The 25177-nt window shown below is 64.1% G+C and carries 26 protein-coding genes; 11 read left to right on the top strand and 15 right to left on the bottom strand.

Annotated features, from left to right (window positions below; all coding sequences use genetic code 11):
• Nucleotides 1-148 precede the first annotated feature (148 nt).
• Genes H1S04_RS06765 through choX form a run of 3 tightly spaced genes read right to left on the bottom strand, consistent with a single transcriptional unit; the run spans nt 149 to nt 2956 of the window.
• A complete protein-coding gene (locus H1S04_RS06765; protein WP_181744748.1) occupies nt 149-1156 on the bottom strand; it encodes an ATP-binding cassette domain-containing protein in 1008 nt (335 codons plus the stop codon).
• Nucleotides 1153-2001, bottom strand: a complete 849-nt coding sequence (gene choW, locus H1S04_RS06760; protein ID WP_181744747.1) for a choline ABC transporter permease subunit — start codon at nt 1999-2001, stop codon at nt 1153-1155. The genes H1S04_RS06765 and choW overlap by 4 nt, the downstream gene beginning before the upstream one ends.
• 7 nt (nt 2002-2008) lie before the next feature.
• A complete protein-coding gene (choX, locus tag H1S04_RS06755) occupies nt 2009-2956 on the bottom strand; it encodes a choline ABC transporter substrate-binding protein (RefSeq protein WP_181744746.1) in 948 nt (315 codons plus the stop codon).
• A gap of 81 nt (nt 2957-3037) precedes the next feature.
• On the opposite strand from choX, the gene betI reads away from it, so the two are divergent.
• Entirely contained in the window at nt 3038-3610 is a 573-nt protein-coding gene (gene betI, locus H1S04_RS06750) for a transcriptional regulator BetI (protein WP_181744745.1), read from the top strand.
• A gap of 90 nt (nt 3611-3700) precedes the next feature.
• On the top strand, nt 3701-3949 hold the full coding sequence (locus H1S04_RS06745; protein WP_181744744.1) for a hypothetical protein: 249 nt from the start codon (nt 3701-3703) through the stop codon (nt 3947-3949).
• Between the two features lie 60 nt (nt 3950-4009).
• Here the strand turns inward: H1S04_RS06745 and H1S04_RS06740 are convergent, their stop codons facing one another.
• Genes H1S04_RS06740 through H1S04_RS06725 form a run of 4 tightly spaced genes read right to left on the bottom strand, consistent with a single transcriptional unit; the run spans nt 4010 to nt 8575 of the window.
• On the bottom strand, nt 4010-5095 hold the full coding sequence (locus H1S04_RS06740; RefSeq protein WP_181744743.1) for a BMP family ABC transporter substrate-binding protein: 1086 nt from the start codon (nt 5093-5095) through the stop codon (nt 4010-4012).
• A gap of 21 nt (nt 5096-5116) precedes the next feature.
• A complete protein-coding gene (locus tag H1S04_RS06735) occupies nt 5117-5989 on the bottom strand; it encodes an ABC transporter permease (protein ID WP_181744742.1) in 873 nt (290 codons plus the stop codon).
• On the bottom strand, nt 5986-7062 hold the full coding sequence (locus tag H1S04_RS06730; RefSeq protein ID WP_181744741.1) for an ABC transporter permease: 1077 nt from the start codon (nt 7060-7062) through the stop codon (nt 5986-5988). The genes H1S04_RS06735 and H1S04_RS06730 overlap by 4 nt, the downstream gene beginning before the upstream one ends.
• Entirely contained in the window at nt 7049-8575 is a 1527-nt protein-coding gene (locus tag H1S04_RS06725; RefSeq protein WP_255435467.1) for an ABC transporter ATP-binding protein, read from the bottom strand. Before H1S04_RS06725 ends, H1S04_RS06730 begins: the two co-directional genes overlap by 14 nt.
• Nucleotides 8576-8668: 93 nt before the next feature.
• Here H1S04_RS06725 and dnaE point away from each other — a divergent pair, with 93 nt between their 5' ends.
• A complete protein-coding gene (gene dnaE, locus H1S04_RS06720; RefSeq protein WP_181744740.1) occupies nt 8669-12136 on the top strand; it encodes a DNA polymerase III subunit alpha in 3468 nt (1155 codons plus the stop codon).
• Here the strand turns inward: dnaE and H1S04_RS06715 are convergent, their stop codons facing one another.
• Complete coding sequence (locus H1S04_RS06715) at nt 12137-13597, bottom strand: MATE family efflux transporter (protein WP_181744739.1); 1461 nt, start codon at nt 13595-13597, stop codon at nt 12137-12139.
• 164 nt (nt 13598-13761) lie between these two features.
• Between H1S04_RS06715 and H1S04_RS06710 the strand changes: the two genes are divergently transcribed.
• Nucleotides 13762-14679 carry a DMT family transporter gene (locus H1S04_RS06710; protein WP_255435466.1) on the top strand — a complete coding sequence of 306 codons (918 nt, stop codon included), beginning with the start codon at nt 13762-13764 and terminating at the stop codon, nt 14677-14679.
• 59 nt (nt 14680-14738) lie between these two features.
• On the top strand, nt 14739-15611 hold the full coding sequence (gene yghU, locus H1S04_RS06705; protein ID WP_181744738.1) for a glutathione-dependent disulfide-bond oxidoreductase: 873 nt from the start codon (nt 14739-14741) through the stop codon (nt 15609-15611).
• Between the two features lie 115 nt (nt 15612-15726).
• Here yghU and H1S04_RS06700 read toward each other — a convergent pair whose 3' ends face one another.
• Together H1S04_RS06700 and ilvC are read right to left on the bottom strand one after the other, a co-directional pair.
• Nucleotides 15727-16425, bottom strand: a complete 699-nt coding sequence (locus H1S04_RS06700) for a hypothetical protein (RefSeq protein WP_181744737.1) — start codon at nt 16423-16425, stop codon at nt 15727-15729.
• Nucleotides 16426-16740: 315 nt separating this feature from the next.
• Complete coding sequence (gene ilvC, locus H1S04_RS06695) at nt 16741-17763, bottom strand: ketol-acid reductoisomerase (RefSeq protein ID WP_181744736.1); 1023 nt, start codon at nt 17761-17763, stop codon at nt 16741-16743.
• Between the two features lie 130 nt (nt 17764-17893).
• Here ilvC and H1S04_RS06690 point away from each other — a divergent pair, with 130 nt between their 5' ends.
• A complete protein-coding gene (locus H1S04_RS06690; protein ID WP_181744735.1) occupies nt 17894-18349 on the top strand; it encodes an Lrp/AsnC family transcriptional regulator in 456 nt (151 codons plus the stop codon).
• Nucleotides 18346-18825 (top strand): Lrp/AsnC family transcriptional regulator, encoded by a 480-nt coding sequence (locus tag H1S04_RS06685; protein ID WP_181744734.1) that lies wholly within the window; start codon nt 18346-18348, stop codon nt 18823-18825. The genes H1S04_RS06690 and H1S04_RS06685 overlap by 4 nt, the downstream gene beginning before the upstream one ends.
• Here H1S04_RS06685 and H1S04_RS06680 read toward each other — a convergent pair.
• Nucleotides 18807-19886, bottom strand: coding sequence for a PA0069 family radical SAM protein (locus H1S04_RS06680; protein WP_181744733.1), 1080 nt, complete (start codon nt 19884-19886; stop codon nt 18807-18809). The two genes, H1S04_RS06685 and H1S04_RS06680, sit on opposite strands and share 19 nt — an antisense overlap.
• 114 nt (nt 19887-20000) lie before the next feature.
• Here H1S04_RS06680 and H1S04_RS06675 point away from each other — a divergent pair, with 114 nt between their 5' ends.
• Nucleotides 20001-20165 carry a hypothetical protein gene (locus H1S04_RS06675; protein WP_181744732.1) on the top strand — a complete coding sequence of 55 codons (165 nt, stop codon included), beginning with the start codon at nt 20001-20003 and terminating at the stop codon, nt 20163-20165.
• Nucleotides 20166-20183: 18 nt separating this feature from the next.
• Here the strand turns inward: H1S04_RS06675 and H1S04_RS06670 are convergent, their stop codons facing one another.
• On the bottom strand, nt 20184-20783 hold the full coding sequence (locus H1S04_RS06670) for an HNH endonuclease (protein WP_181744731.1): 600 nt from the start codon (nt 20781-20783) through the stop codon (nt 20184-20186).
• Between the two features lie 213 nt (nt 20784-20996).
• Here H1S04_RS06670 and H1S04_RS06665 point away from each other — a divergent pair, with 213 nt between their 5' ends.
• A complete protein-coding gene (locus H1S04_RS06665) occupies nt 20997-21578 on the top strand; it encodes a hypothetical protein (protein WP_181744730.1) in 582 nt (193 codons plus the stop codon).
• 51 nt (nt 21579-21629) lie between these two features.
• Here the strand turns inward: H1S04_RS06665 and H1S04_RS06660 are convergent, their stop codons facing one another.
• Entirely contained in the window at nt 21630-22286 is a 657-nt protein-coding gene (locus tag H1S04_RS06660) for an alpha/beta hydrolase (RefSeq protein ID WP_181744729.1), read from the bottom strand.
• Nucleotides 22287-22485: 199 nt separating this feature from the next.
• Here H1S04_RS06660 and H1S04_RS06655 point away from each other — a divergent pair, with 199 nt between their 5' ends.
• Together H1S04_RS06655 and H1S04_RS06650 are read left to right on the top strand one after the other, a co-directional pair.
• Complete coding sequence (locus H1S04_RS06655; protein WP_181744728.1) at nt 22486-22866, top strand: zf-TFIIB domain-containing protein; 381 nt, start codon at nt 22486-22488, stop codon at nt 22864-22866.
• Nucleotides 22867-23085: 219 nt separating this feature from the next.
• Nucleotides 23086-23442 carry a DUF4123 domain-containing protein gene (locus H1S04_RS06650; RefSeq protein WP_181744727.1) on the top strand — a complete coding sequence of 119 codons (357 nt, stop codon included), beginning with the start codon at nt 23086-23088 and terminating at the stop codon, nt 23440-23442.
• 63 nt (nt 23443-23505) lie between these two features.
• On the opposite strand, the gene H1S04_RS06645 is transcribed toward H1S04_RS06650, so the two are convergent.
• Both H1S04_RS06645 and H1S04_RS06640 read right to left on the bottom strand, forming a co-directional pair.
• Nucleotides 23506-24345 carry a hypothetical protein gene (locus H1S04_RS06645; protein WP_181744726.1) on the bottom strand — a complete coding sequence of 280 codons (840 nt, stop codon included), beginning with the start codon at nt 24343-24345 and terminating at the stop codon, nt 23506-23508.
• A gap of 2 nt (nt 24346-24347) precedes the next feature.
• The gene (locus H1S04_RS06640) at nt 24348-25133 is read right to left on the bottom strand and encodes a hypothetical protein (protein ID WP_181744725.1); all 786 of its coding nucleotides are present in this window, start codon (nt 25131-25133) and stop codon (nt 24348-24350) included.
• Between the last annotated feature and the right edge of the window lie 44 nt (nt 25134-25177).

The raw sequence follows: 25177 nt of genomic DNA, 5'->3' as shown, positions 1-25177 counted from the left end.
CGGGCAGCGAACAGATTGGCCATATTCTCCCCCCTCCGTGCAGTATGGGTGTCACAACAAGGGCAAGCCTAGCGCAGACTGACCACCGATCAAGTCCAAAGATGGCGAAAAGTCGCATTGTGGCGCGCAGGCCACAGAAGCGGCTGGGTCACGCCGAGAGGCGCTGCAGCACCCGGTCGCGGGTGATGATGCCGCCGCTGGCGACGGGACGCGCATCCGCACCGCACAGCGCGGTCAGCACCTGTTTCAGCGGCAGATCGCCCGGCAGGGGCGGCCCGTCGGCCTGACCGGGGGCGGCCAGGTCGGATGCGGTCAGAACTTCCAGCGGGTTCAGATGGGCCACGAAATCAGCGACATAGGGGCTGGCGGGCCGGGCGAGGATCTCGCGCGCGGTCCCGGTCTGGACGATGCGGCCGCCCTCCATCAGGGCGATGCGGTTGCCCAGCTTGAAGGCCTCATCAAGGTCGTGGCTGACAAACAGGATCGTGCGGCGCGCGGCGCGCTGAAGCGCCAGCAGCTCGTCCTGCAGGCGGGTGCGGATCAGCGGATCGAGGGCGCTGAACGGCTCGTCCATCAGCAGGATCGGCGCTTCGGTCGCGAAGGCACGGGCAAGACCCACGCGCTGCTGCATGCCGCCCGACAGCTCACCCACCGGCCGGTCGGCCCAGCCGTCAAGGCCCACCATCTTCAGCTGCTGGGCGACACGGGCGCGCCGCGTCCCGGACGCGGCATGGCCCAGTTCCAGCCCCAGGCCGACATTTTCGGCAACGCTGCGCCAGGGCAGCAGGCCGAATTGCTGAAACACCATCGAGACATGGTTCAGCCGCAGCCGGCGCAGCGTTTGCGCATCGGCCTGCGGAACCGAGACCATGTGATCCCCCATCCGCACCCGCACATCCCCGCGCACGACCTTGTTCAGCCCGTTCACCGCCCGCAGCAGCGTCGACTTGCCCGAGCCGGACAGGCCCATCAGCACCACGATCTCGCCCTCGGCGACGATCAGGCTGGCGTCGTGGACACCCAGCACCTTGCCGGTTGCGCCCTCGATGGCGCCACGGTCCAGTCCCTCATCCGCGAGGCGAAGTGCATGGGCCGGCTTCTTGCCGAAGATGATCGAGCAGGCGTCGAATTCAATGGCGTTCCGGTTATCGGTCACGTTTTTCTCCTTACCCGTAAAAGCCGGTCCAGCATGACCGCCACCACGACCACCACCAGCCCGGATTCAAAGCCCAACGATGCGTTGACGGTGTTCAGGGCGCGCACCACCGGCACGCCAAGCCCGTCGGCGCCGACCAGCCCCGCGATGACGACCATCGACAGCGACAGCATGATGGTCTGGTTCAGCCCGGTCATGATCTGGGGCAGGGCGCTTGGCAGCTCGACCTTCCACAGCAATTGGCGCGGGGTGGCGCCGAAGGCCGTCGCGGCCTCGATCAGGGTGCGCGGGGTCGAGGCGATGCCGAGCTGGGTCAGCCGGATCGGCGCCGGCAGCACGAAGACCACGGTGGCGATCAGGCCCGCGACCATGCCGACGCCGAAAAAGACGATGACCGGGATCAGATAGACGTAGGTGGGCAACGTCTGCATCAGGTCCAGAAGCGGGCGCACCCATTCATAAAGGCGCGGCCGGTGCGCCAGCGCGATCCCGATGGGCACCCCGATCGCCATGCAGAAGACGCAGGCGGTCAGCACCAGCGTCAGCGATTCCATGGTCTCGGTCCAGTAACCCTGATTGAGGATGAACAGAAAGCCGGCAACGATCCCCAGCGTCGTCGGCCAGTTGCGCTGCAGCAGATGCGCCAATGCCGCAAAGGCCAGGACGATGACGAAAGGATGTGGCGTCAGCAGCACCCATTTCACCCCCTCGATCATGCCTTCCAGCCCCGAGGCCACGGCGTCGAAGAAGTCGCTGGCATGCAGCGTCAGCCAGTCGAAGGCCCGGCCCGCCTCGCGGCCGACCGGGATCTTCGTCTTGGTCACAAGATCAAGCAGTTGGTCCAAGGGACGATCAGTCTTCCAGCGCCGCGGTCAGCACCTCGACCGCGTCACGGCCGTCCTGCGCGGTCACCCCGTCCAGCCAGACCGTCGCCGCATCGGGATTGGCTTTCAGCCAGGCCTTGGCGGCATCGCCGGGATCGGCGCGGTCGTTCAGGATCGCGCCCATGATCTCGTTCTCCATCGCCAGCGTGAATTCCAGATTCTGCAGGAACTTGCCCACATTGGCGCAGTCGGCGACATAGCCCGCGCGGGTGGTCGTCTGCACCTCGGCACCGCCCAGATTGGGGCCGAAGATCTCGTCCCCGCCGGTCAGATAGGTCAGCTGAAAGGCGCTGTTCATCGGATGCGGCTCCCAGCCGAGGAAGACGATGGGCTTGTCGCCCTTGGTTTCGCGCGCGACCTGACCCAGCATCCCCTGTTCCGAGGATTCGACCACCTCGAACGTGCCCAGACCGAACTTGTCCTGCGCGATCATGTCGATCAGCAGGCGGTTGCCGTCATTGCCCGGCTCGATCCCGTAGATCTTGCCGCCGAGCGCATCCTTGTGTTCGGCGATCTTGGCGAAATCGGTGATGCCCAGATCGGCGCCGGCCTTGTTGGTGGCGAGCGTGTATTTCGCGCCGGTCAGGTTGGTGCGGACGATGTCGATGGTGCCCGAATCGCGATAGGGGGCGATATCGGCCTCCATCGTCGGCATCCAGAGGCCCAGGAACACATCCACATCGCCTTTCGCCATGGCGGTGAAGGTCACAGGCAGCGACAGCACCTTGATGTTGGACTCATAGCCGAGCGAATCAAGGATCGTCGTCGCCACCGCCGTGGTCGCGGTAATGTCGGTCCAACCCACATCCGAGAAGGTGATCTTCTTGCAGGTCGCGGGCTCCTGCGCGGCGGCGGCCAGCGGCATCAGGGGCAGGGCAAAGGCTGTGGCGGCCAGCAGCGCGGCGATACGGGTCATGTTGTCTCCTCAGTCATTTTATTGATTGACCAGTCAATCAACGCGGGTTATTAGTGGGCAAACCGACCGCGAGGTGCGCGGATGCGTAAGCGTGCCCGGCAGACTACAAGAAAATCCGAATTAATCAATGCGGCAATCCAGACGATTGCCCGCTCTGGCACGCTTGACGTGACGGTGGCCGATATCGCCCGGCAGGCGGGCATGTCACCGGCGCTGGCGCATCATTATTTCGGCTCCAAGGACCAGATGTTCCTGTCCGCCATGCGCGAGATCCTGCGCCGCTATGGGGTGACCGTGCGCGAGGCGCTGGCTGTCGCCGATGGCCCGCGCGCCCGGCTGCTGGCGGTGCTGGATTCCAGCCTCGGGCCACAGCATTTCGACGTCGAAACCATCGCAGCCTGGCTGAACTTCTATGCGCTCGCGCAGCAGAATGCGGAAGCGGCCCGGTTGCTGCGCATCTATCACCACCGGTTGCGATCGAACCTGCTGGCCGGTCTGCGGCCGCTGATCGGTGCGCGGGCCGAACGCGCGGCCGATACGCTGGGCGCGCTGATCGACGGCGTCTATCTGCGCCGCGCGCTTGAGGAGGGCGCCGGCCCCGAGCTCCTGGACCTGCCGCGCGACTATCTTCTTGCGGTGCTTGCCGAGGCGTGATCCGTTACGTCAAGGCCCGCGAGGGGCCGAGACCCGCAAGCGCCGCCGACCGGACAGGACGTCCAAGCGCATAGCCAGAGGAGCCCCCGCATGAAAAGATCCACCCGTGTCCTGATCCTTCTGGTCGTTTTCGAGGCGCTGGTGATCGGCGGCGGTTATTTCTCGATTACCCAGATCCGCTCCGGCGCATGGGATGGCGGCACCCAGCCGGAGGAATTGATCAAGGGCATCAGCGAGACGGTGACGATGCTGGTTCCGGTGATCGGCGGCATCTTCATCTTCCTGTTCCTGCTGCTGTGGACAGCCGAACGGCGCGCGCGCAAGGCCGGTTCAGAGTAAGCGCCAGCCATGAAAAAGCCGGGGCCGCGCTGACCCCGGCTTTCTGTCCTGTCGCCCGGCTTACTTCGGGATTTCAGCCGTGATGCCTTCGACGTAGAAGTTCATCTGCGATAGCTCCTCGTCGGTCGCGGTCTGACCCTCGGCCAGCCAGTCGCTGCCGTCCTGCTTCTTCAGCGGGCCGGTGAAGGGGTGGTATTCGCCCTTGGCGATCTTGTCCTTCAGGGCCTCGGCCTCGGCCTTCACCTCGGCCGGAACGGCGTCGGTGATCTCGCCGATCTCGACCTCGCCGTCGCCGATGCCCAGCCAGACGCCCTGCGATTCCCAGGTGCCGTCCAGAACCGCGCCGACGCGCTTGATGTAGTAGGGCGCCCAGTTGTCGATGATCGACGACACTCGCGGCGTGGGCTTGAAGGCCGCCATGTCCGATGCCTGACCGAAGCCGATGGCGCCCGCTTCCTGGGCCTTGGCCAGCGGCGCGGTGGAGTCGGTGTGCTGCAGGATCACGTCCACGCCCTCGGCGATCAGTGCGGCGGCGGCGTCGGCCTCTTTCGCCGGGTCGAACCAGCTATAGGCCCAGACCACCTTCATCTCGACATCCGGGTTCACCTTCTTCGCATGGATGAAGGACGAGTTGATGCCCTGAATCACCTCGGGAATCGGGAAGGAGCCGATATAGCCGATCTTGTTCGACTTGGTCATACGGCCCGCAATGGTGCCCATGACCGCGCGGCCTTCATAGAAGCGCGCGTCATAGGTCGAGACGTTGTCGGCGCGCTTGTAGCCGGTGGCGTGTTCGAATTTCACGTCGGGGAACTTGGCGGCGGTGGCCATGACCGCATCCATGAAGCCGAAGCTGGTGGCGAAGATCAGCTTGTTGCCCGCCAGCGCCAGTTGGGTCAGCGCGCGTTCGGCATCGGCGCCTTCGGGGACGCTTTCGATGAAGGTGGTTTCGATCCTGTCTCCATATTCGGCCTCGATCGCCTTGCGGCCCTGATCGTGCTGATAGGACCAGCCGCCATCGCCCACGGGGCCGACATAGATGAAGCCGACCTTCAGCTTCTCGCCGTCCTGCGCCAGTGCGGGCAGGCCCGCCAGCGACAGCGCCGAGACGGCCGCCGAGGTGATGAGGAATGTTCTGCGCTGCATGGAAGTGCTCCCTGTTATGTATCAGCTTGTTTCGTGGAAGATCTGGCCGAGCGATCCGGGCGCGGCGCTGCCGCGTCTGCGTGCCGAGATGAGGACGAGCGCCACGATGGTCGCCAGATAAGGCGCCATCGCCAGCAGTTGCACCGGCACCGCCACGCCCGCCGCCTGCAGGCGCAGTTGCAGAACGGCGACACCGCCGAACAGCCACGCGCCCGCCAGCACCCCGAAGGCGCGCCAGCCCGCGAAGACCACAAGCGCCAGCGCGATCCAGCCCGCGCCGGCGGTCATGCCCTCGGTCCATTGCAGGACGGTGGCGATGGAAATATAGGCCCCGCCGATGCCGGCCATCGCGCCGCCAAAGGCGATGGCCAACAGCCGCACGGTGCGGACCTTATGGCCAAGCGCATGGGCGGCGTGGTGGTTTTCGCCGATGCCGCGCAGGACCAGCCCCGCGCGCGTCCGGTTCAGGAACCACCACAGCAGCGGCACCATCAACAGCCCCAGCCAGACCACCCAGTTCAGCCCGAAGATGCCCGGCCCCATCGAGGGCGCTTTCACCCCCTCATAAGGTTTGCCGAACAGCGCCGTCAGCCCCAGCCCGAACAGCGTCAGCGCAAGGCCGGTGGCGACCTGATTGGTCAACAGGAACTGGGTCAGCAGCCCGAAGATCATCGACAGCGCGGCGCCCGCGACGGCCGCGACCGCAAAGCCCAAAGCCGGGCTGCCGCTGGCATGGGCGGCGGCGAAGCCCGCCAGCGCGCCGGCGATCATCATCCCCTCGACCCCGAGGTTCAGGACGCCCGCACGTTCGACGATCAGCTCGCCCAAGGCGGCGAACAGGATCGGCGTCGCGGCTGACAGGATCATCAGGATCAGGGTGGTCGGGTCGATCATGCGGTGACCCTCCGCCGGATGCGGTAGCGGGTCAGCAGATCGAAGCCCAGCAGATAGAAAAGCAGCATCCCCTGAAAGACCTGCACGGTGGCGGCGGGCATCTGCAGCATCAGTTGCGCGATGTCGCCGCCGATATAGGTCAGCGCCATCAGCAGGCCCGCCAGCACTATGCCGACCGGATGCAGGCGGCCCAGAAAGGCCACGATGATGGCGGTGAAGCCATAGCCCGATCCGAACCCGTCGGTGATCTGCCCCGCAGGGCCGGCGGCTTCGAACAGCCCGGCCATGCCCGCCAACGCCCCCGACAGGCCGAGGCAGAAGGACACCAGCGCCGCCGGGGCCACGCCAGCGAAGCGGGCGGCGCGCGGGGCCTCGCCCGCGGCGCGGATCTGCAGCCCCCGGATATGGCGCGACATCAGCACCCAGACGCCGAAGACGGCGAAGGCGGCGGCGATCACGCCCCAGTGGATACCGGTGCCGGGAAACATTTCAGGGTTCGCGGCGGAAGGATATTGGCCGAGGTTGCGCGATCCGGGCATCCCGAAACCTTCGGGGTTGCGCATCGGCCCGAAGGCCATCCATGCGGCGATCTTCTGCGCCACATAGACCAGCATCAACGAGACCAGGATCTCGGACGCGCCGAACCAGTTGCGCAGCACCGCCGGGATCATCCCCCAGACCCAGCCGCCGAAGGCGCCCGCGACGACCATGGCCGGGAAGATCCACCAGCCCTCGGCCGGATAGGCGGCAAGGGCCACGGCGGCGCCGGCGATGCCGCCCATGATGTATTGGCCCTCGGCCCCGATGTTCCAGATGCCGGCCCGGAACCCCACGGCGAGGCCGCAGGCGATCAGGATCAGCGGCCCGGCCTTGACCAGCAGTTGCGGGCGCGAATAGCCGGCCGAGGCCCCGAACAGCGGATCCCAGAAGATCGTGCGGATGGCGGCGACGGGGTCGTATCCCATCAGCCCGAACAGCAGCGCACCGGTCAGCATCGTGGCGATGACCGCCAGAACCGGGGTGGCGATCTGCCACGCCAGCGAGGCTTCGCTGCGGGTCTCAAGCCGCCACATGCGCGGCCTCCATTCCATGCGCCCCGCCCAGCAACAGGCCAATCTCATCCAGCGTTAGCCCTTCGGTGTCGCGCGGGGCAGACAGACGCCCCTCGTTCAGCGCGCTGAACCGGTCGCCCAGTTCCAGCAGCTCGTCCAGGTCCTGCGAGATGACGATGACGCCCGCCCCGGCGGCGGCAAGGTTCAGCAGCGCCTGCCGGATCGCAGCCGCAGCCCCGGCATCGACGCCCCAGGTCGGCTGGTTCACCACCAGCACGCGCGGGGCCTGCAGGACCTCGCGTCCGATCACGAATTTCTGCAGATTGCCCCCTGACAGTGCCGAAGCGGCCGTCTCTGGCCCCGGCGTGCGCACGTCGAACTGGGCGATCACCTGTCTGGTGAAATCGCGCGCCGCCCGGTGGCGGATCATGCCGCCGGGGGCCAGATCCTTCCGCACTACCGCCGTCAGCAAGGCATTGTCCGTCAAGGAAAATCCGGGGACGGCGGCATGGCCAAGCCGGTCCTCGGGCGCGCTCAGCAGGCCGGCGGCGCGGCGGGGCTGCGGGCCTTGCCGCGACAGGTCCAACCCCTCCAGAAACACCGTGCCGGGGGGCGAGGCGATCTCGCCCGACAGCGCTGACAACAGTTCCTCCTGCCCGTTTCCGGCGACGCCTCCGATGACCAGAACCTCGCCCGCGCGGACCTGCAGGCTGACGGACTTCAGCGCCGTTCCCTCCACCGATTGCGGCGCCAGGCTGAGGTTGCGCACCTCCAGCAGGGTCGCGCCCGGCTTGCGGCCCGAGCGGTCGACCAGCCGCATCTCGGTCCCGACCATCAGCGCTGCCAGCGCGCGGGCGGAATGGGCGCGGGGATCGAGATCGTCGATCACCCGGCCGCCGCGCAGGATGGTCGCGCGGTCGCAATGGGCGCGGATCTCCTCCAGTTTGTGACTGATATACAGGATCGAGGTGCCCTGCGCGGCCAGCTTGCCCAGGGTGGCGAACAGGATCTCGGCCTCCTGCGGGGTCAGCACAGACGTCGGTTCGTCCATGATCAGCAGGCGCGGATTGCCCAGCAGGGCGCGGATGATTTCCACCCGCTGCCGCTCGCCCGCCGACAGATCAGCGATACGGCGATTGGGTTTCAGCGGCAGGCCATATTCCTCGGACAGGGTGGCGATACGGGCCGACAGCTCGCGCCGGGGGGGCGGGTTGTCCAGACCGAGGGCGATATTCTCGGCCACGGTCATGGCGTCGAACAGGCTGAAATGCTGGAAGACCATGCCCACGCCCGCCGCCCGCGCGGCACTGGGGCTGGTCGGCGCGTGAGGCTGACCGGCCACCCACATCCGCCCCTCGTCGGGGCGCACCAGCCCGTAAATGGTCTTGACCAGCGTGGATTTGCCCGCGCCGTTCTCGCCCAGAAGGGCGTGGATGTCGCCCGCCTTCACCGTGAACGAAATGTCGTCATTGGCTTTGACGCCCGGATAGGTCTTGCTCAGACCCTCGGCGCGGAAAATGGCGTTATCGCTCAAGTCGCTATCCCTGTCGTTCTTGCCTGTGATTTAGACAGATTCTTGCCGGGCGGGCAATTGCGCTTTCGGACAGCAGGACATAGCTTCCGCCTCATGCCAGAAAATCAGCCACGATTCATCCACCTGCGCACCCATTCCGAGCATTCGTTGCTGGAAGGGGCGGTTCCGGTCAAGAAGCTGATCGGGCTGACCAGGGATGCGGGCATGCCCGCCGTCGCGCTGACCGACACCAATGCCATGTTCGCGGCGCTGGAATTCAGCGTCAAGGCGCTGGATGAGGGCATTCAGCCCATCATCGGCTGCCAGCTGACGCTGAATCTGGGGGGCGCCAAGGGCGGTGTGGTGGTGCTGGCGCAGAACAGGGCGGGCTGGCTGAACCTGATGGCGCTGTCCAGCTGCATGTATCTGCGCAAGGACGGTCAGCCGGTCCATGTCACGCTTGATGATCTGGCCGCGCGGTCCGAGGGGCTGATCCTGCTGACCGGAGGTGCGGAAGGCCCGGTCGGACGGCTGATCCGGGCGGGCGATACGGCCGGGGCGGAAGCGGCGCTGAAGGGCCTGTCCGCCCTTTTCGGCGACCGCCTTTATGTCGAGATCCAGCGCCACAAGGACGAATCAGGCCGGCTGATGGAGGCCGAGGCCGCCACAGAGGAGGAGATGATCCGTCTCGCCTATGCGCTGGCGCTGCCGCTGGTCGCGACCAATGATGTCTATTTCCCCAAGCCCGAGATGTTCGAGGCCCATGACGCGCTGATCTGCATCGCCGAGCGCGCCTATGTCGACCAGTCCCAGCCGCGCCGGCGCCTGACGCCCAACCATGATTTCAAATCGCCCGAGGAAATGGCGGTCCTGTTCGCGGATCTGCCCGAGGCGATCGAAAACACCGTCGAGATCGCGCGCCGCTGCGCCTTCGCGGTGTCGAAGCACAAGCCGATCCTGCCCCGCTTCGCTGATGACGAGGTGGAAGAATTGCGCCGCCAGGCCCGTGAGGGTCTGGCCGCCCGGCTGGCGATCATCCCCCATGCCGTATCGCTCGAGGAATATCAGGCGCGGCTGGATTTCGAGCTGGGCATCATCGAACAGATGGGCTTTCCGGGCTATTTCCTGATCGTTGCCGATTTCATCAAATGGGCCAAGGATCACGGGATTCCGGTCGGGCCTGGCCGTGGATCGGGCGCGGGGTCGCTGGTGGCCTATGCGCTGACCATTACCGACCTTGATCCCCTGCGCTACTCGCTGCTGTTCGAACGCTTCCTGAACCCCGAGCGCGTCAGCATGCCAGACTTCGACATCGACTTCTGTATGGACCGCCGCGAGGAGGTGATCCACTATGTGCAGGAGAAATACGGGGCCGAGAAGGTCGGCCAGATCATCACCTTCGGCGCGTTGTTGTCCAAGGCTGCCGTGCGCGATGTGGGCCGGGTACTGCAACTGCCTTTCGGGCAGGTGGACCGGTTGTCGAAAATGATCCCGCTGGACGGGGTGAAGCCGGTCAGCGTGACCAAGGCGCTCGCCGAGGAACCCCGCCTGCGCGAGGCCCGCGATGCCGAGGAAGTCGTGGCCCGCCTGCTGGATTACGCCGAGAAGGTCGAGGGGCTGTATCGCAACGCCTCGACCCATGCCGCCGGTGTGGTGATCGGCGACCGGCCGCTGGACCAGCTGGTGCCGCTCTATCGCGATCCGGCCTCGGATATGCCGGCCACGCAGTTCAACATGAAATGGGTGGAACAGGCCGGGCTGGTGAAGTTCGACTTTCTGGGCCTGAAGACGCTGACGGTGATCCAGAACGCGGTCGATCTGATCCGGGGATCGGGCCGGCATCTGCATATCGGCCCCGACGGCCGCCAGCTTTACGACCCGCCCGAAGGCGCGGTCGACGAGATCAACGCCATCCCGCTGGACGACAAGCCCAGCTATGACCTGTTCGCCAGCGCGCGCACGGTGGCGGTGTTCCAGGTCGAAAGCTCGGGCATGATGGATGCGCTGCGGCGCATGAAGCCCACCTGTATCGAGGACATCGTGGCGCTGGTGGCCCTCTATCGTCCCGGGCCGATGGAAAACATTCCCACCTATTGCGAGGTGAAGAACGGCCTGCGGGAACTGGAATCGCTTCATCCCAGCATCGATCCCATTCTGGCCGAAACGCAGGGCATCATCGTCTATCAGGAACAGGTGATGCAGATCGCGCAGGTGATGGCGGGTTACAGCCTCGGGGGGGCTGACCTGCTGCGCCGCGCCATGGGCAAGAAGATCGCCGAGGAAATGGCCAAGGAACGCCCGAAATTCGTCGAAGGTGCGATGGCGAACGGCGTCGACAAGCAGAAGGCGGGCGAGGTTTTCGACCTGCTGGAGAAGTTTGCGAATTACGGCTTCAACAAATCCCACGCCGCCGCCTATGCCGTGGTCAGCTATCAGACCGCATGGCTGAAGGCCAACCATCCGGTCGAATTCATGGCCGCCGTGATGAACTGCGATATTCACCTGACCGACAAACTCGCCGTCTATAAGCGCGAGGTCGACCGGATGGGGATCGAGGTGGTGCCGCCTTGCGTCAACCGTTCCGGCGCGACCTTCACCGTGCACGGGGGCCGCATCCATTATGCGCTCGGCGCCCTGAAAGGCGTCGGCGTCGAGGCGATGCGCGCCATCGTCGCTGCGCGCGGCGACAAGGCTTTCGTCTCGCTGGTGGATTTCGCCCGTCGCGTCGATCTGCGCCGGGTCGGCAAGCGGGCGCTGGAGATGATGGCCAAGGCCGGGGCCTTTGATCTGCTGGACGACAATCGCGCCCGCGTGCTGGCCAGCCTTGACGGGCTGGTGGCGTTTTCGGCTGCGTCCCACGATCAGGCGGCCTCGAACCAGTCCTCGCTGTTCGGCGGGGGCGAGGATCTGCCGCCGCCGCGCCCGGTTCTGGCGCCGGTCTGGCTGCCGATGGAAAAGCTGGGACAGGAGCATCAGGCCATCGGCTTCTATCTGTCGGGCCATCCCATCGACGACTACCTGCCCGCGCTGCGCCGCATCGAATGCGCGACCCTGGCCGAGATCCGCGAGGCGGCCGCCGCGGGTCCGCTGGTCACCAGCATTGCCGGCACGATTTCGTCGCGGCAGGAAAAGAAATCCGCCAAGGGCAATCGCTTCGCCTTTGTCGGGGCGTCGGACCCCACCGGCCTTTACGAGGCGGTGGTGTTCTCGGACACGCTGGAGACCAGCCGCGCCCTGCTGGAATCGGGCAATAACGTCGTCATGCAGGTGCAGGTCGAACCGCAGGGCGATGAGGTCAAGATGCTGATCCGCTCGGTCAGGTCGCTGGAGGATGCGATCGCCAATGTCGGACCCGCGGTGCTGGCGATCTCGGTCGCCAATGGGGTCGATATCGCCGGCCTGTCCCAGACGGTCGAGAGCCTGCGCGCCGAACGCAAGGGGCGCCCCGGCAAGCTGGTCCTGCGCGTCCACGAGGGCGATGAGGTTTACGACATCGAAATCTGCGCCGATGCGCCTGTCGGCCCCGCCGCCCGCCAGCGCCTGCGAGTCGTGCCGGGCGTGCTGGACGTGACCGAGGAATAGCTATTCCCGCAAGGGCGGGGCCTGACCGGCGGTGGGGGTGCCGGGCGGCCCGGCCTCGGTATAAAGCGCGGCCGCCGGGGGATGGGCTTCGGGTGCGATATCCATCGCATGGGCCCCGCGCCAATTGCCAAAGCGATACAGCAGGAACGCCATCACCATGGTGGCGATCATGGCGGCGGGGAAGCTGTACCAGATCGCGTCGCTGCCCAGATAAGGCTGCAGCCCGTAAGCAAAGCCCAGCCGGATCCCGAACAGCGAGATGAACAGGATGATCAGCGGCCAGACCACCTGACCGTTCGCGCGCACGGTGGCGAACAGCACCATGGTCATGCCGAAGGGGATGAAGCCCCAGGTCGCCAGCCGCGCGATATGGGTGCCGATTTCAATGGCGGCGGGGCTGGCGCCGAGGAAGATCTGCATCGCCTGCCGGTCGGCGAGGATCAGCAGCCCGACCAGCACGCCGGTCAGCGCGACCGCATAGATCACGCCGACCTCGGTGATGCGGGTGACCCGGTCCCAACGGCCCGCGCCGATATTCTGCGCCGCCATCGCGCTGACCGCAGCACCTAGCGCCATCGCCGGCATCTGCACATAGGTCCACAGCTGCTGGGTCGCCCCGAAGGCGGCGGTGGTATCGACGCCAAGCCCGTTGATCATTCGCATCATCGCCAGCATCGAGCCCGAGACCACGATCATCTGGATCCCCATCGGCAGCCCCTTGCGCAGCATCAAGGGCAGGATCTGGCGGTCAGGGATCAGATAGCGCAGTTCGTCCCCGCGCAGCCGCAGGGGAAGGTCGCGCGCATAGATATAGGCCAGCATCGTCGCCAAGGCTGCATAGTTGGCAACCGCCATGGCAAAGGCAGAGCCGCCGATCCCCATCGCGGGGGCGGGGCCAAGGCCCAGGATGAAGACCGGGTTCAGCGCCACATCCAGCAGCGCCGCCAGCGCCATGAAGATCAGGGGCGTGATGGCATCGCCGCTGCCCCGCAGCGCCATCATCAGCATGGTCATCAACAGGATCGCGGGCAATGCGAGGAAGGTCAGCTTCAGAAACGCACGCGCCAGCGGCACGATCGCCGGATCGGTCCCGAGCGCGGCCAGCACATGCGGGGCCAGCACCCAACCCACCAACGCGAGAATCAGCGCCACAGGGACGAAGGTGCCCACCGCCGTGCCCACCACGCGCCGCGCGGAATCGAGATCGCCACGGCCGAAGGACTGCCCGACCAGAATCGTCGCCGCCATTCCGAAGCCGAAGACGAAGGCGGTCATCAGGAACATCACCAGGTTCCCGTTGGTGGTCGCCGCCACCGCATCCGGGCCGATCAACCGCCCCACCCAGACCGTGTCGATGGAGCCGTTGGCCGATTGCAGGACGCTCGACGCCAGCGTCGGCAGCGCGAATGCCAGCAAGGTCGAGGCGATGGGCGCCGTGACGAGGTTGTTGCCGGATCTCATGCGCCTATCCTTGCTGAAGAGCCGCTCGCCGGCGGCGCGGGATGTCTTCCGATTCTTAGTGCGCTGTCCGGCGGAAGTCAGGCCCCGATGTGGCGCCCGTTTTGCGGCTGCGCATGTCCTTGCCGGCTGCTAGCCATAGGCTGTTCCCGGAATGGAGCCGCGCCATGACCCAGATCACCAGCCGTTCGATGACCGCCCGCGAATGGGCGATGCTGCTGACTCTCTCGGTCGTCTGGGGCGGGTCGTTCTTCTTCAACGAGATCGCCGTGCGGCAATTGCCGGTCTTTACCGTGGTCGTCTGCCGGGTGGCGCTGGCGGCGGTGATCCTGCTGGGGGCGCTGCGCCTGACCGGGCAGCGCCTGCCCCGCGGCGGCAGGGTTTGGCAGGCCTTCTTCGGCATGGGGATGCTGAACAATGTCATCCCGTTCTCGCTGATCGTGGCCGGGCAGCAATCCGTGGCCTCGGGTGTGGCGTCGATCCTGAACGCGGCCACGCCGCTGTTCGGGGTGATCTTCGCCCACCTGCTGACAGGGGATGAAAAGCTGACGCGCGGCAAGCTTGCCGGGGTGATCGTGGGTTTTCTGGGGGTGGCGGTGATGGTCGGACCCGATACGTTCAGCAGGCTGGGCGGTCATCCGGGTGCACAGATGATGATCCTCGCCGGTGCGGCCTCCTACGCCTTCGCGGGAATTTTCGGGCGTCGGTTCAAGGCGATGGGGGTTTCGCCCATGGCTACCGCGACGGGGCAGGTGATTGCCTCCAGCGTCATTCTGCTGCCCCTGGTGCTGATCGTCGACCGGCCATGGACGCTCCCTACACCCGGCTGGGATGCGATTGCAGCGCTGATCGGCGTGGCCGCGATTTCGACCGCCTTTGCCTATTTCCTGTATTTCCGCATCCTCGCCACCGCCGGGGCCACCAACCTGCTGCTGGTCACCTTCCTGATCCCGATCAGCGCGATCCTGCTGGGCATCGCCTTCCTGTCCGAGGCGCTGCTGCCGCGCCAGATCGCCGGCATGGTGCTGATCGGTCTGGGCCTCGCGCTGATCGACGGGCGGCTGTGGCGCGGGCCTGGGGGTTGATTTTGCGCCGGAACGGCTACAGTTCGGTGTGACACAACCGGTTATGGACAGGACACGCCATGAGCGAAGAATACATCCCTCCGAAGGTCTGGACATGGGAGGCCCCGAATGGCGGCGAGTTCGCCAGCATCAACCGCCCCATCGCCGGGGCGACCCATGACAAGGCGCTCCCCATCGGCAAGCATCCGCTTCAGCTCTATTCGCTGGCCACGCCGAACGGGCAGAAGGTCACCATCATGCTGGAGGAGTTGCTGGCGGCCGGCCATACGGGCGCCGAATACGACGGCTGGCTGATCCGCATCGGCGATGGCGACCAGTTCGGCAGCGGCTTTGTCGAGGTGAACCCGAATTCGAAGATCCCTGCGCTGATGGACCATTCGGTGAGCCCGCCGCTGCGGGTGTTCGAATCGGGTTCGATCCTGCTCTATCTGGCCGAGAAATTCGGGGCGTTTCTGCCGAAGGAACTGGCGCCGCGCACGCAGGCGCTGAACTGGCTGTTCTGGCAGATGGGCGCCGCGCCCTTTCTTGGCGGCGGCTTCGGGCATTTCTTCCATTACGCGCCGGTGAAGATCAAATACGCCATCGATCGCTATACGATGGAGGTGAAGCGTCAGCTTGACGTGCTGGACCGCCATCTGGCCGGCAACCGCTTCATGGCGGGCGCGGAATATTCCATTGCCGATATGGCGATCTTCCCGTGGTATGGCCGCATCGCCACCGGCGGCGCCTACGGCGACGCCGCGACCTTCCTGGACGGTCAGAGCTATAAAAACGTGATCCGCTGGAATGATGAGGTGGCGGCCCGCCCGGCGGTGCAGCGCGGGCTGATGGTCAACCGGACTTCGGGCGATCCGTCAGGTCAGCTGTGGGAGCGGCATGACGCGTCGGATTTTGAGCTGCGGACGCAGGATAAGGTAGAGGCAGGCGGATAGGTGCTCTCGCCCCCCGTTAAGTACAATACACCTTGTGCGATCCAGCGAGTGAAGATCACAGGGCGGAAGTGTGGACCTCACTTTCCGCCCTGTCGACAGCTGGACTGGGGCAGTTTTACGCTCCCGTCCAAAGAGCTGCGATCATTTGGCAAGCGGCTGTAAGATCTGCAATGCGGCGGGCGTTCGAGTTCGGCGCCACGAATGCTTCGCCATGTTGAATATCTATGGACATACATAGTCGGTTTGCTGGGGTCCTGTTGGACGCAATGTTTTGGTCCACATGAAGTCTTGCCAAAGTGGCGACGTATAGACCCATAGTCCTCCGTTTCTCAATTGCGGCTGATGTTGCGGCGTCATCCTGCGTCATTCTCAGGACTGCCGCGCCGATCTGATCAACACCTTTCGATACCCCATGCACCAACATGTCTGCATAGACTGACACCTCGACCCCAGAGATCACCAACTTCTCTTGCTTGTATGGCGCTGCGACGAATTCATATGTTGCCAACTGGTTATGCATGCCCTGCACAGCATGAATAACCTCAATCGACTTCTTGGCGTCATCTTGCCTAAGCGACGACTCAGCCATATCGGCAGTCCGCTGCCGAAGCATCTGCTCAGCAGAGATAAGGGGATTCACGTTCCGGCCTGGATCTGTAAGATGGCTGACTATGGCGGGTCGGGCATCTTTGTAGCGAATGATTGGTGGCGTCTGCGGGCTTTTCGCCCGCTTTACAATCCCAAGCTGACCGGTAGTTGACGACACCATGAAGAGCGCAAGGTCGTTCACAGAAATTCTGGGAGATTTCGGCATGGATGAATTCCTCGCGACAAAACAAATAGGAAACGGACGTTCCTTGCATATCGCGAGTCTTTCGCGTGGCACAATCGAAGATTGTGGAGCGGCTCACATGGGGTATGAAGGCTACTTTGTGTTTGAGGCGACGGATCTGCCTAGCCAACGTGGAATTACTATCTTGGGAAAAGCGTTGTCATTCGAGTCCGCGATGACGCTAGCGGATCTGATTGTGACTCCTTAGACCAACTTCATGATATGTCGTTGCGGTGCCGTAATATATAAAAGGCCCGGGATTTCCCCGGGCCTTCCTGATTACTCAAACCGCAGAACTCAGTTCCGCGCCTTGTCCACCATCTTGCCCTTGGAAATCCACGGCATCATCTCGCGCAGCTTGGCGCCGACCTGCTCGATCTGGTGCTCGTCATTGATGCGGCGGGTGGCCTTGAAGAAGGGCTGGCCAACGGCGTTTTCCTGCATGAAGTCGCGCACGAACTTGCCGGTCTGGATGTCGGTCAGGACTTCTTTCATGCGCTTCTTGGTCTCGTCGTAAGGCAGGACGCGCGGGCCGGACACGTATTCGCCATATTCGGCCGTGTTCGAGATCGAGTAGTTCATGTTCGCGATGCCGCCTTCATAGATCAGGTCGACGATCAGCTTCACCTCGTGCAGGCATTCGAAATAGGCCATCTCGGGTTCGTAGCCGGCTTCCACCAGTGTCTCGAAGCCGGCGCGGATCAACTCGACCAGACCGCCGCACAGCACGGCCTGCTCGCCGAACAGGTCAGTCTCGCATTCCTCGCGGAAGTTGGTCTCGATGATGCCCGAACGGCCGCCGCCGATGGCCGAGCAATAGCTGAGCGCCAGATCCATCGCCTTGCCCGAGGCGTCCTGATGGACCGCCACCAGACAGGGCACGCCGCCGCCTTTCAGATATTCGCCGCGCACGGTATGGCCCGGACCCTTGGGGGCCATCATGATGACATCGACGCCCGGCTTCGGCTCGATCAGGCCGAAATGCACGTTCAAACCGTGGGCGAACGCGATGGCGGCGCCTTCGCGCAGGTTGTCATGGACGTATTTCTTGTAGGTTTCGGCCTGCAGCTCGTCGGGCATGGTGAACATGATCAGGTCGGCCCATTTGGCGGCCTCGGCGATGTCCATGACCTTCAGGCCTTCGGCTTCGGCCTTCTTGGCCGAGGGCGAGCCTTCGCGCAGCGCCACGACGACGTTCTTGGCGCCGGAATCGCGCAGGTTCAGCGCGTGGGCATGGCCCTGAGAGCCGTAGCCGAGAATGGCGACCTTCTTGTCCTTGATCAGGTTCACGTCGGCGTCGCGGTCGTAGTAAACGCGCATATCTGCGGTCCTTTCATTGTGTCTGAGAAGGTTGATACGAAAAATTATGCGGGTGATTCGTTCAATCATCTCAGTATTTACGCTAAAGTTGAAAAAATCATGCCGAACCTAGAAATAATTTGCGATTATCATGCCCGACGCCACCGACCGCCGAATCCTGCGTCAGCTTCTGGCCGACCCCGATCAGCCCGCCGCGCGCCTTGCCGAACGCGCAGGCGTCACGCCCGCAACCCTGTGGCGACGGCTGGAAAAGCTGCGCGCCAGCGGTGCCATCGTTGCGCAGGAAGCCCGCATCGACTGGCGCAAGCTGGGTTATGAGGTCGAGGTCAGCCTGCGCTTCACCCTCGACAAGACCAATCCGCGCGCCTTCGACGAATTCACCGCCGCCGCCCGCGCGGTGCCTGAGGTCATCGAGATCCAGACATTTCTGGGCAGTGTCGATTTCCGTCTGTCGGTGATCGCGCGGGATATGGCGCATTGGCAGCAGCTGTATCGCGAACGCATCCTGACGCTGCCTCAGGTCGAGACGAGTGAGGCGCTGATGCTGGTCTCGACCATCAAGAACAGCGTCGAGTTGCCGCTATGAGCTTCACACCCGACGCGACCGATCTGGCGATCCTGCGGCTGCTGTCGCGGGACGCAACCCAAGGCGCGGCCGAGATCGGGCGGGCGCTGAACATGACCCAACCCGCGACCTGGCGGCGGATCAGGCGGATGCAGGAGGAAGGCGTCATCGCCGGGCAGCACGTGGTGCTGGACAATGCCGCTGTGGGTTTTGGGGTCACCGTGTTTCTGGGCATCCGGCTGGCGACCAAGGGCCGCACCAGCCTCGAGGAATTCGAGCGCGCGGTGACCGCCATTCCCGAGGTTCAGCTGGTTCAGCACGTCCTTGGCCAGTTTGACTATCGCCTGCGCATCGTCGCCCGCGACATTGCCGATTTCGAACGCATCCTGCGCCGCCGGATCATGACGCTGCCGGGCCTCGGGCAGGTCGAGGCCAATGTGCTGCTGTCCGAGGAGCGTCGCCCCGGACCCCTGGGCGGTCAGAACAGCGACAGCTGATCGCCCGCACGGGGCGGCGGCCCGAAGCGCGAACAGTCCAACGGCGGGGTCGTTTCGGCATAACCCAGCCGCTTCTTCGCCAGCCGGAAACGCTTGCGCAGGAGCTCGGCCTCGATCCCCTCGCCGCGCATCCGGTTGCCGAAGCGCGGATCATTGTCGCGGCCGCCGCGCATCGCCTGCACCCGGTTCATCACATGCTTTGCGGCATCGGGCCGGTGGCGGTCCAGCCAGTCGCGGAACAGGGGCGCGACCTCGTTCGGCAGGCGCAGGGGGATGGAACTTGCATGGGTCGCCCCGGCCTCGCGCGCGGCGGTCATGATGCGCTCCAGCTCGGGCTCGGTCAGGACCGGGATGACGGGGGCGACCATGACGCGGACCTGAATGCCCGCCGCCGCCATCTCGCGGATCATCCGCAGCCGGGTGGCAGGCGCGGGCGCGCGCGGTTCGAGCGCGCGCGCCAGATCCGCATCCAGCGTGGTGATGGAAACGCCCACATGGATCAGCCGGCGCGCCGCCATTTCCGCCAGAAGCGGCAGGTCGCGCAGCACCGTCTGGCCGCGCGTCACCAGACTGGCAGGGTGGTTCCAGTCCAGCAGCACCTGCCACAGGCCGGGCATGATCCGACGCTTGGCCTCGATCGGCTGATAGGGGTCGGTATTGGTGCCGAAGGCGATGGGCGCGACTTTGTAGCGCGGCTTGGCGATTTCGGCGGCCAGCAGGCGCGCCGCCTCTGGCTTGGCCGTGATCCTGGTTTCAAAATCCAGTCCCGGAGACAGGCCCCAATAGGCGTGGCTGGGCCGGGCGAAGCAGTAGATGCAGCCATGCTCGCAACCGCGATAGGGGTTGATCGAGCGGTCGAAATGCACATCGGGCGAGGTGTTGCGGGTGATGATCGTGCGCGGGGTTTCGTCTGTCACCTCGGTCCGCAGCAGGTGGGTTTCCTCGGGGATATCCCAGCCGTCATGTTCGCGGATGGTCGCCAGACGGTCGAAGCGGTTCGCCGGCCGGGTATCGGCACCGCGCGCTTTCAGGATCTCATCGGGGTTACGGGGCGGCAACATCTGGACAGGGTAGAACAAAATAGGAACGTAATCCAGTTTCCGCTTCAGGCGTCATCGAGGGGTTCCGAATCGTGTTTTGCGGTCCCATATTGGGGGTGTAAGGGGGACCGCATCATGCCACTTCCGCAATTTCTCTGGCTGATGGCCGCTGTGATCGTGGCGGCGGCCGCAACGCTTTGGGTCAGCCTGTCGAACGGGGTGCCGATCGTGGCGCTGGCGCTGGCGGCGTTGATTGCCGCAGCCGTGGTTCATTACACCCGGCACGACAGCCAGCACTGAGGCGGCTTAAAGGAGGCGTCAGCTTTCCAGCTCGGCGTCCCAATACAGAAAATCCATCCAGGTCTGGTGCAGGTGGTTTGGCGGAAAACGTCGGCCCATGCTGTGCATGTCCTGAGGCGAGGGCTGTCGCGGCGCGCGCCGCAGGCTCAGCCCCGAATGGCGCAGCGAGCGGTTGGCCTTGCGCAGATTGCAGGGCGAGCAGGCCGCAACCACATTTTCCCAGCTGGTCACCCCGCCGCGGGATCGGGGCACCACGTGATCGAAGGTCAGATCGCCCTTTGATCCGCAGTACTGGCATTCGAAACCATCCCGCAGAAAAAGATTGAAGCGCGTGAATGCCACGCGCTTCTGAGGTTTGACATAATCTTTCAGCACCACCACCGAGGGGATTCGGAACGCCTGTCGCTGACTGCGCACCTCCTCGTCATATTCGGCGAGGATACTGACCCTGTCGAGGAAGACCGCCTTGATCGCCTCCTGCCAGGGCCAGAGCGACAGCGGATAATAGGACAACGGCCGGTAATCGGCGTTCAGCACCAGCGCCGGAAAGCGCCGCAACGCCGCCGGTTCGCGCACGAACTGCGTCCGAAATTCCGCGTGATGGTGGTCGTCGAGCATTCGCAACCCCGCCCTTCCGGTGATGAACCGGTTCGCCTTCAGCCGACTATATCTCGCGGTCGGGATCAGGCAAGTCCCAGAATATGGCGAATGCCTAGCGCCAGCAGGTGACATCGGCATGACAACGCGGCGATGCGCGCGATTTTAGACATTATCTGCTCGGTGTTCCGGGGGACCGTGGCTATCGTGGGGGAGAAAGGATCGGAGGTTGCGATGACCCGCTTGGACCCGCTGACTCAGACAGTAACCCTCCCGACCGAACCAGCGCCGCCCCGCGTTACCCCAGCGCCCGACGGTGCCACCGCCCCTGCCGAAGGCATCAGCCGTTTCGTGCCCGCGATTGACCGCATGGGCGACATCAACCCGCTGGAAGCGGGCTATGCGGCGGTGCGTGTGCGGCGGCGGATGACCGGACGCATGGCCGGCCTGCAGGAGCTGGACACGCGGCTGTCGGGGGCGGCGGCCGGGCTGCGCATGTCGCCGGGTGGCGCTGGCGCGGCGGCGCCGGAGGAGGCGGCTGCGGCGGCCGCCGCCGCCGCAGCCGAGGCGCGGATGGCCGAATTGCGTGGCGCTGCGGCGGGTTTGAAGGTGGCAATCAGCGGCGCACGCGCCGATGTGGCGGCGGTGCTGCGCCAGATGCAGGCCGAACTGGTCGCCGCGATGGAGGCGCTGTCAAAGGGGCGCCCTGCCGCGTCGGACGGCAATGCCGCGGCGGCGCTGCCCGGCGCCTCCGGCCGCGGCGAGGCACTGGTCGATCAGGCCGCAGTGCTGGGCGCCCGGATTGGCCGCAACTGATCTGTCGTTTGACGGCCGTGCCGCGCGACAGGCGCGTGGCCGCTCGGAAGTTCAGGCGTTCAGGCGGTCGCGCAGGAATTGCAGGGTCGCCCCCAGCCCGTCCTGCGAAATCCCGTGACCGGTGCCCTTCATCACATAGGTGAAGACCTCGAACCCAGCGGCCGCCAGCGCATCTGCGGCGAGGGCCAGATCGGCAAAGGGCACCACCGGGTCCTCGTCGCCATGGATCAGCAGAACCGGCGGCTTGACGCGGGCCTCGGCGGCCAGAAGTTCGGGCACCAGCAACCGACCCGAGATGCCGACGATCCCCGCCACCGGCTTGTCGCGGCGGGGCAGCACATGCAGTGCCATCATTGTGCCCTGCGAGAAGCCGACCACCGCCAGCTGATCCGGCGTGATCCCCTCATCCGCGATGACCTTGTCGAGAAAGGCGTTCAGATCCTGCACCGATTGCGCCATCGAGGCCCGCGCCTGTTCCTCGCTGGAGCCGTCCAGCCAGGGGATCGGGAACCACTGGCGCCCAAATGGATTGCCGCTGCTGGGTTCCGGCGCATCAGGGGCGTAAAAGGCGGTGTCGGGCAGGTATTGGCCCAGCAGGTCGGCCAGCCCCAGCAGGTCGGCCCCATCGGCGCCATAGCCATGCAGGAAGACGACGACGCGGGCGGCTTTCTCGGGGCCTTTGCGGTCGGATTTCAGGGCGCGGGTCATGGCGGGGTCCTTTGCATCTGGGGCACGACCCCGAGTGATAAGGGTGTGGCACTCGGCCCGCAACACATTGCGGGCTATGGCCTGCGCGCCTGCACCAGCAACATCGCGCCGGCTGCGACAATTTGCCGCCGCCGCGACCTTGCCTTCGTGCCGGGGCGACCCATGTTGAGAAAGCACATGATTTGCCAAGGAGCCTGCGATGAAATGTCCGGTCGATGACGAGACCCTGCTGATGACCCAACGCGATGGGGTCGAGATCGACTATTGCCCCAAATGTCGCGGCGTATGGCTGGATCGGGGCGAACTGGACAAGATCATCGAGAAAAGCATCGGCACCGGCACCCCGGCCGTGCAGTTGACGCCGCTGGAGGCGCAGCCCGCCGCATTCAATCAGGCGCCGCCGCGGCCGCAATACCAGCAGCCGCAATATCAGGACCGGCGCGAGCCGCGTTATGACGACCGTCCCCGCTATGACGACCGTTCGCATTACGATGACCGGCGCCGTTATGACGATGACCACCATTACAAGGGCAAGCGCAAGAAGCGCGACAGCTTCCTGAGCGATCTGTTCGATTTCTGAGGACGTAGATTCCAGCGCAGCGTCTGCTATGATCATGGGAGGCCAATGCTGGTTTTCCCGCAATTAGACGTTGCTGCCCGGGCGTGAGTTCTGCCTTAATATGTTGTTTATCTTAAGAAATTTCAGGATTTCACACCGCTCACTAGTCAGTTTGGTGAAGGTGATAAGAAGTACTGTCCGGATCAGATAAGAGGTCCGCTGTTCGACAGTCCCGAGGCTATGAATGCTGAGGACTGGTATACGGCAGAGGAATCGGGCGGCGATCTGCCAAAATTTACCTATGCGGTTCTTGATGCCGCGAAGGTGCCCCACCTCATTGAAGTGTTGGAGGTCAGCAATCTCAGACACGAGTGCCTATTCTTAAATGACACCGGCGAGTCGCTGAAGGATGTGGCTCCCTTGCTGGTGGGGATTGAGGCCCAAAGCGGTTTGACCCGCCGCTTGTTTACCGGCGAGGAGGGGTTGGGTGGTCTGTGGCATCGCGAATGCGGAATATTTCTAAGAACATCAGCCACATTCGAGCAGATGTGGCGATATTTCAGAAAGTTCACTCGAATTCAGGACGAGACCGGATGAGGGTTCTATTTTCGCTTCTGGGAGTCGCGTTATATCGCGGCGAGCATTCGTGTGTTCAATGGCCTAGAAACCCCCGACCCAACCGGCCGGACGCCAATCAGGATCGTCCAGCCATATCCGGGCCGGTAGGTTTTCATATGCCGGGTCAATGCCTTCCGCTTCCCTGCGCGCCATGGCCAGAGCGCCGATCGACTTTCTCAGCTCGGCAGAAGCAACGCTGAAGCTCGCATAGATCAGGAACCGATCCTCCGCATCATCGCCGATGGGCGGGCTGAGAACGGCAGGCGGGATGAAGCTACCACTGGATTGAGAGTTGTAATGCTGAATTGTGACCTCTGCAAAGGCGGGACCGTCATTACACTCTGTCCATTGACCGACAAGCGCCTGTTTGGGTCCGGTGTCGGTGCCAAAATCTTCTGGGGTAATGGTGCCGGGAATTTTCCGGCCTGTCCGTGCCCAGCCAGCCGTATCGAAGGTGGTCACAATGTCGCGCATCATGACCTGCATTTCGTCCCATGACATCGGCTCCATTGGAAAAATCAATGAGGCGCTATCAATGACCGGTCCATACATTCCCGCCATGAACTGCCGCCCGGCGGGAAGGTCGAAACCGCAGCGCGGTGATGCATATCGAAGGATGATCGGGCCGCCGGTCATCGTGGGGCTGCGTTTTTCGTCCGAGGCAAATTCCGTCAGGTAAAATGGCGAATGATCCGTGTAATCCTCGCCGCGCGCCTGATCTCTATAATAAGCCATTGTCTGCTGCGCCAGAAATTCATTCACCGGCTGCATAATTGCGACAGAAACCACTCGCCGCTTGTTCTCAGTCATGGTTTCCCCCATCGTCTTCTGTGTGTTCAGCAGTATTACGGGTATTGCCAGCAGGAACGCGGCGCCAAACATGTTCACCATGAGCCACTTGCCCCTCCACCACCGTTCCGGCCGCCGCGCGCAGACGAATCCTGTTGCAACATCCTGCGCATGAGTCTGCCATAGTATTGAACGCGATCCTCAGGGTTAGTGATATCGAGATCGCCGATATCAACGAGCATGTCAGAATCGTGTGTACATTCCTTCGATATGGGAATGCTGGTCTGATCGCCCGGCAACATTGCCTCTCCCCGCATGAGACCATTAAAGCCTCCTGCATATTTTTCATAGACCGGCTGTACGATCTTGACCTGCTCGTATCTTGCGATGATGTCAGCCGCCGCGCCGAGTTCACCCGATTCAATATTATCCATCGCGACAAGTAGTTGACTGTCGACGGTAAAGGCACCGCTTTCGACACATTTTCTCAATTGCGCCGCTCCACATTTCTGCGCGAAACGCATCACCGGGTATATACTGGAGAAAATCGTACTGTTTGCGGCGGCTAAAGCCTCAAGCGCCGCTGGCTTGTTGATGACCCAGCGGCCCGGCGGATAGACCGAATACCATGACTGCACGCGCTGCATGGCGCAGCCGCCCTGTATGGAAACATAGCTCGCCAGTTTAACCCAAAGATTGCGCGAATCGGCCTTGGCGAGATCATTATATGCCTTAGTGATTCGCCGGTTCCGCTCCAACGGGTCGGCGCTGTCGAGGGCGCGATTGACTTCGTCCTGAACATCTTGCCAGCCGCGTTCGCAGCTGCATTCGCAACCCGCAACAGGATCGCAAGCGGCGCGTGTCGTGCTCAGATCATCCATCTGCCGTCCCGCTCTGTATCCTGCCCAGGTAATGCCGCCGCAAA

The organism is Paracoccus sp. S1E-3 (genome assembly GCF_013868135.1).
Taxonomy (GTDB): Bacteria; Pseudomonadota; Alphaproteobacteria; order Rhodobacterales; family Rhodobacteraceae; genus Paracoccus.
This window is presented reverse-complemented; position numbering and strand designations above follow the sequence as displayed.

Excerpts from the sequence above, each read along its gene's own strand:
- H1S04_RS06665 (WP_181744730.1), top strand. The coding sequence starts at position 20,997 with ATGACCCGCTTGGACCCGCTGACTCAGACAGTAACCCTCCCGACCGAA.
- H1S04_RS06645 (WP_181744726.1), bottom strand. The coding sequence starts at position 24,345 with ATGTTTGGCGCCGCGTTCCTGCTGGCAATACCCGTAATACTGCTGAAC.
- H1S04_RS06655 (WP_181744728.1), top strand. The coding sequence starts at position 22,486 with ATGAAATGTCCGGTCGATGACGAGACCCTGCTGATGACCCAACGCGAT.
- H1S04_RS06700 (WP_181744737.1), bottom strand. The coding sequence starts at position 16,425 with ATGCCGAAATCTCCCAGAATTTCTGTGAACGACCTTGCGCTCTTCATG.
- H1S04_RS06680 (WP_181744733.1), bottom strand. The coding sequence starts at position 19,886 with ATGTTGCCGCCCCGTAACCCCGATGAGATCCTGAAAGCGCGCGGTGCC.
- betI (WP_181744745.1), top strand. The coding sequence starts at position 3,038 with ATGCGTAAGCGTGCCCGGCAGACTACAAGAAAATCCGAATTAATCAAT.
- H1S04_RS06685 (WP_181744734.1), top strand. The coding sequence starts at position 18,346 with ATGAGCTTCACACCCGACGCGACCGATCTGGCGATCCTGCGGCTGCTG.
- H1S04_RS06745 (WP_181744744.1), top strand. The coding sequence starts at position 3,701 with ATGAAAAGATCCACCCGTGTCCTGATCCTTCTGGTCGTTTTCGAGGCG.
- choX (WP_181744746.1), bottom strand. The coding sequence starts at position 2,956 with ATGACCCGTATCGCCGCGCTGCTGGCCGCCACAGCCTTTGCCCTGCCC.
- H1S04_RS06640 (WP_181744725.1), bottom strand. The coding sequence starts at position 25,133 with ATGGATGATCTGAGCACGACACGCGCCGCTTGCGATCCTGTTGCGGGT.
- H1S04_RS06675 (WP_181744732.1), top strand. The coding sequence starts at position 20,001 with ATGCCACTTCCGCAATTTCTCTGGCTGATGGCCGCTGTGATCGTGGCG.
- dnaE (WP_181744740.1), top strand. The coding sequence starts at position 8,669 with ATGCCAGAAAATCAGCCACGATTCATCCACCTGCGCACCCATTCCGAG.
- H1S04_RS06730 (WP_181744741.1), bottom strand. The coding sequence starts at position 7,062 with ATGTGGCGGCTTGAGACCCGCAGCGAAGCCTCGCTGGCGTGGCAGATC.
- H1S04_RS06715 (WP_181744739.1), bottom strand. The coding sequence starts at position 13,597 with ATGAGATCCGGCAACAACCTCGTCACGGCGCCCATCGCCTCGACCTTG.
- H1S04_RS06710 (WP_255435466.1), top strand. The coding sequence starts at position 13,762 with ATGACCCAGATCACCAGCCGTTCGATGACCGCCCGCGAATGGGCGATG.
- yghU (WP_181744738.1), top strand. The coding sequence starts at position 14,739 with ATGAGCGAAGAATACATCCCTCCGAAGGTCTGGACATGGGAGGCCCCG.
- H1S04_RS06690 (WP_181744735.1), top strand. The coding sequence starts at position 17,894 with ATGCCCGACGCCACCGACCGCCGAATCCTGCGTCAGCTTCTGGCCGAC.
- H1S04_RS06740 (WP_181744743.1), bottom strand. The coding sequence starts at position 5,095 with ATGCAGCGCAGAACATTCCTCATCACCTCGGCGGCCGTCTCGGCGCTG.
- H1S04_RS06670 (WP_181744731.1), bottom strand. The coding sequence starts at position 20,783 with ATGCTCGACGACCACCATCACGCGGAATTTCGGACGCAGTTCGTGCGC.
- H1S04_RS06650 (WP_181744727.1), top strand. The coding sequence starts at position 23,086 with ATGAATGCTGAGGACTGGTATACGGCAGAGGAATCGGGCGGCGATCTG.
- H1S04_RS06735 (WP_181744742.1), bottom strand. The coding sequence starts at position 5,989 with ATGATCGACCCGACCACCCTGATCCTGATGATCCTGTCAGCCGCGACG.
- H1S04_RS06660 (WP_181744729.1), bottom strand. The coding sequence starts at position 22,286 with ATGACCCGCGCCCTGAAATCCGACCGCAAAGGCCCCGAGAAAGCCGCC.
- ilvC (WP_181744736.1), bottom strand. The coding sequence starts at position 17,763 with ATGCGCGTTTACTACGACCGCGACGCCGACGTGAACCTGATCAAGGAC.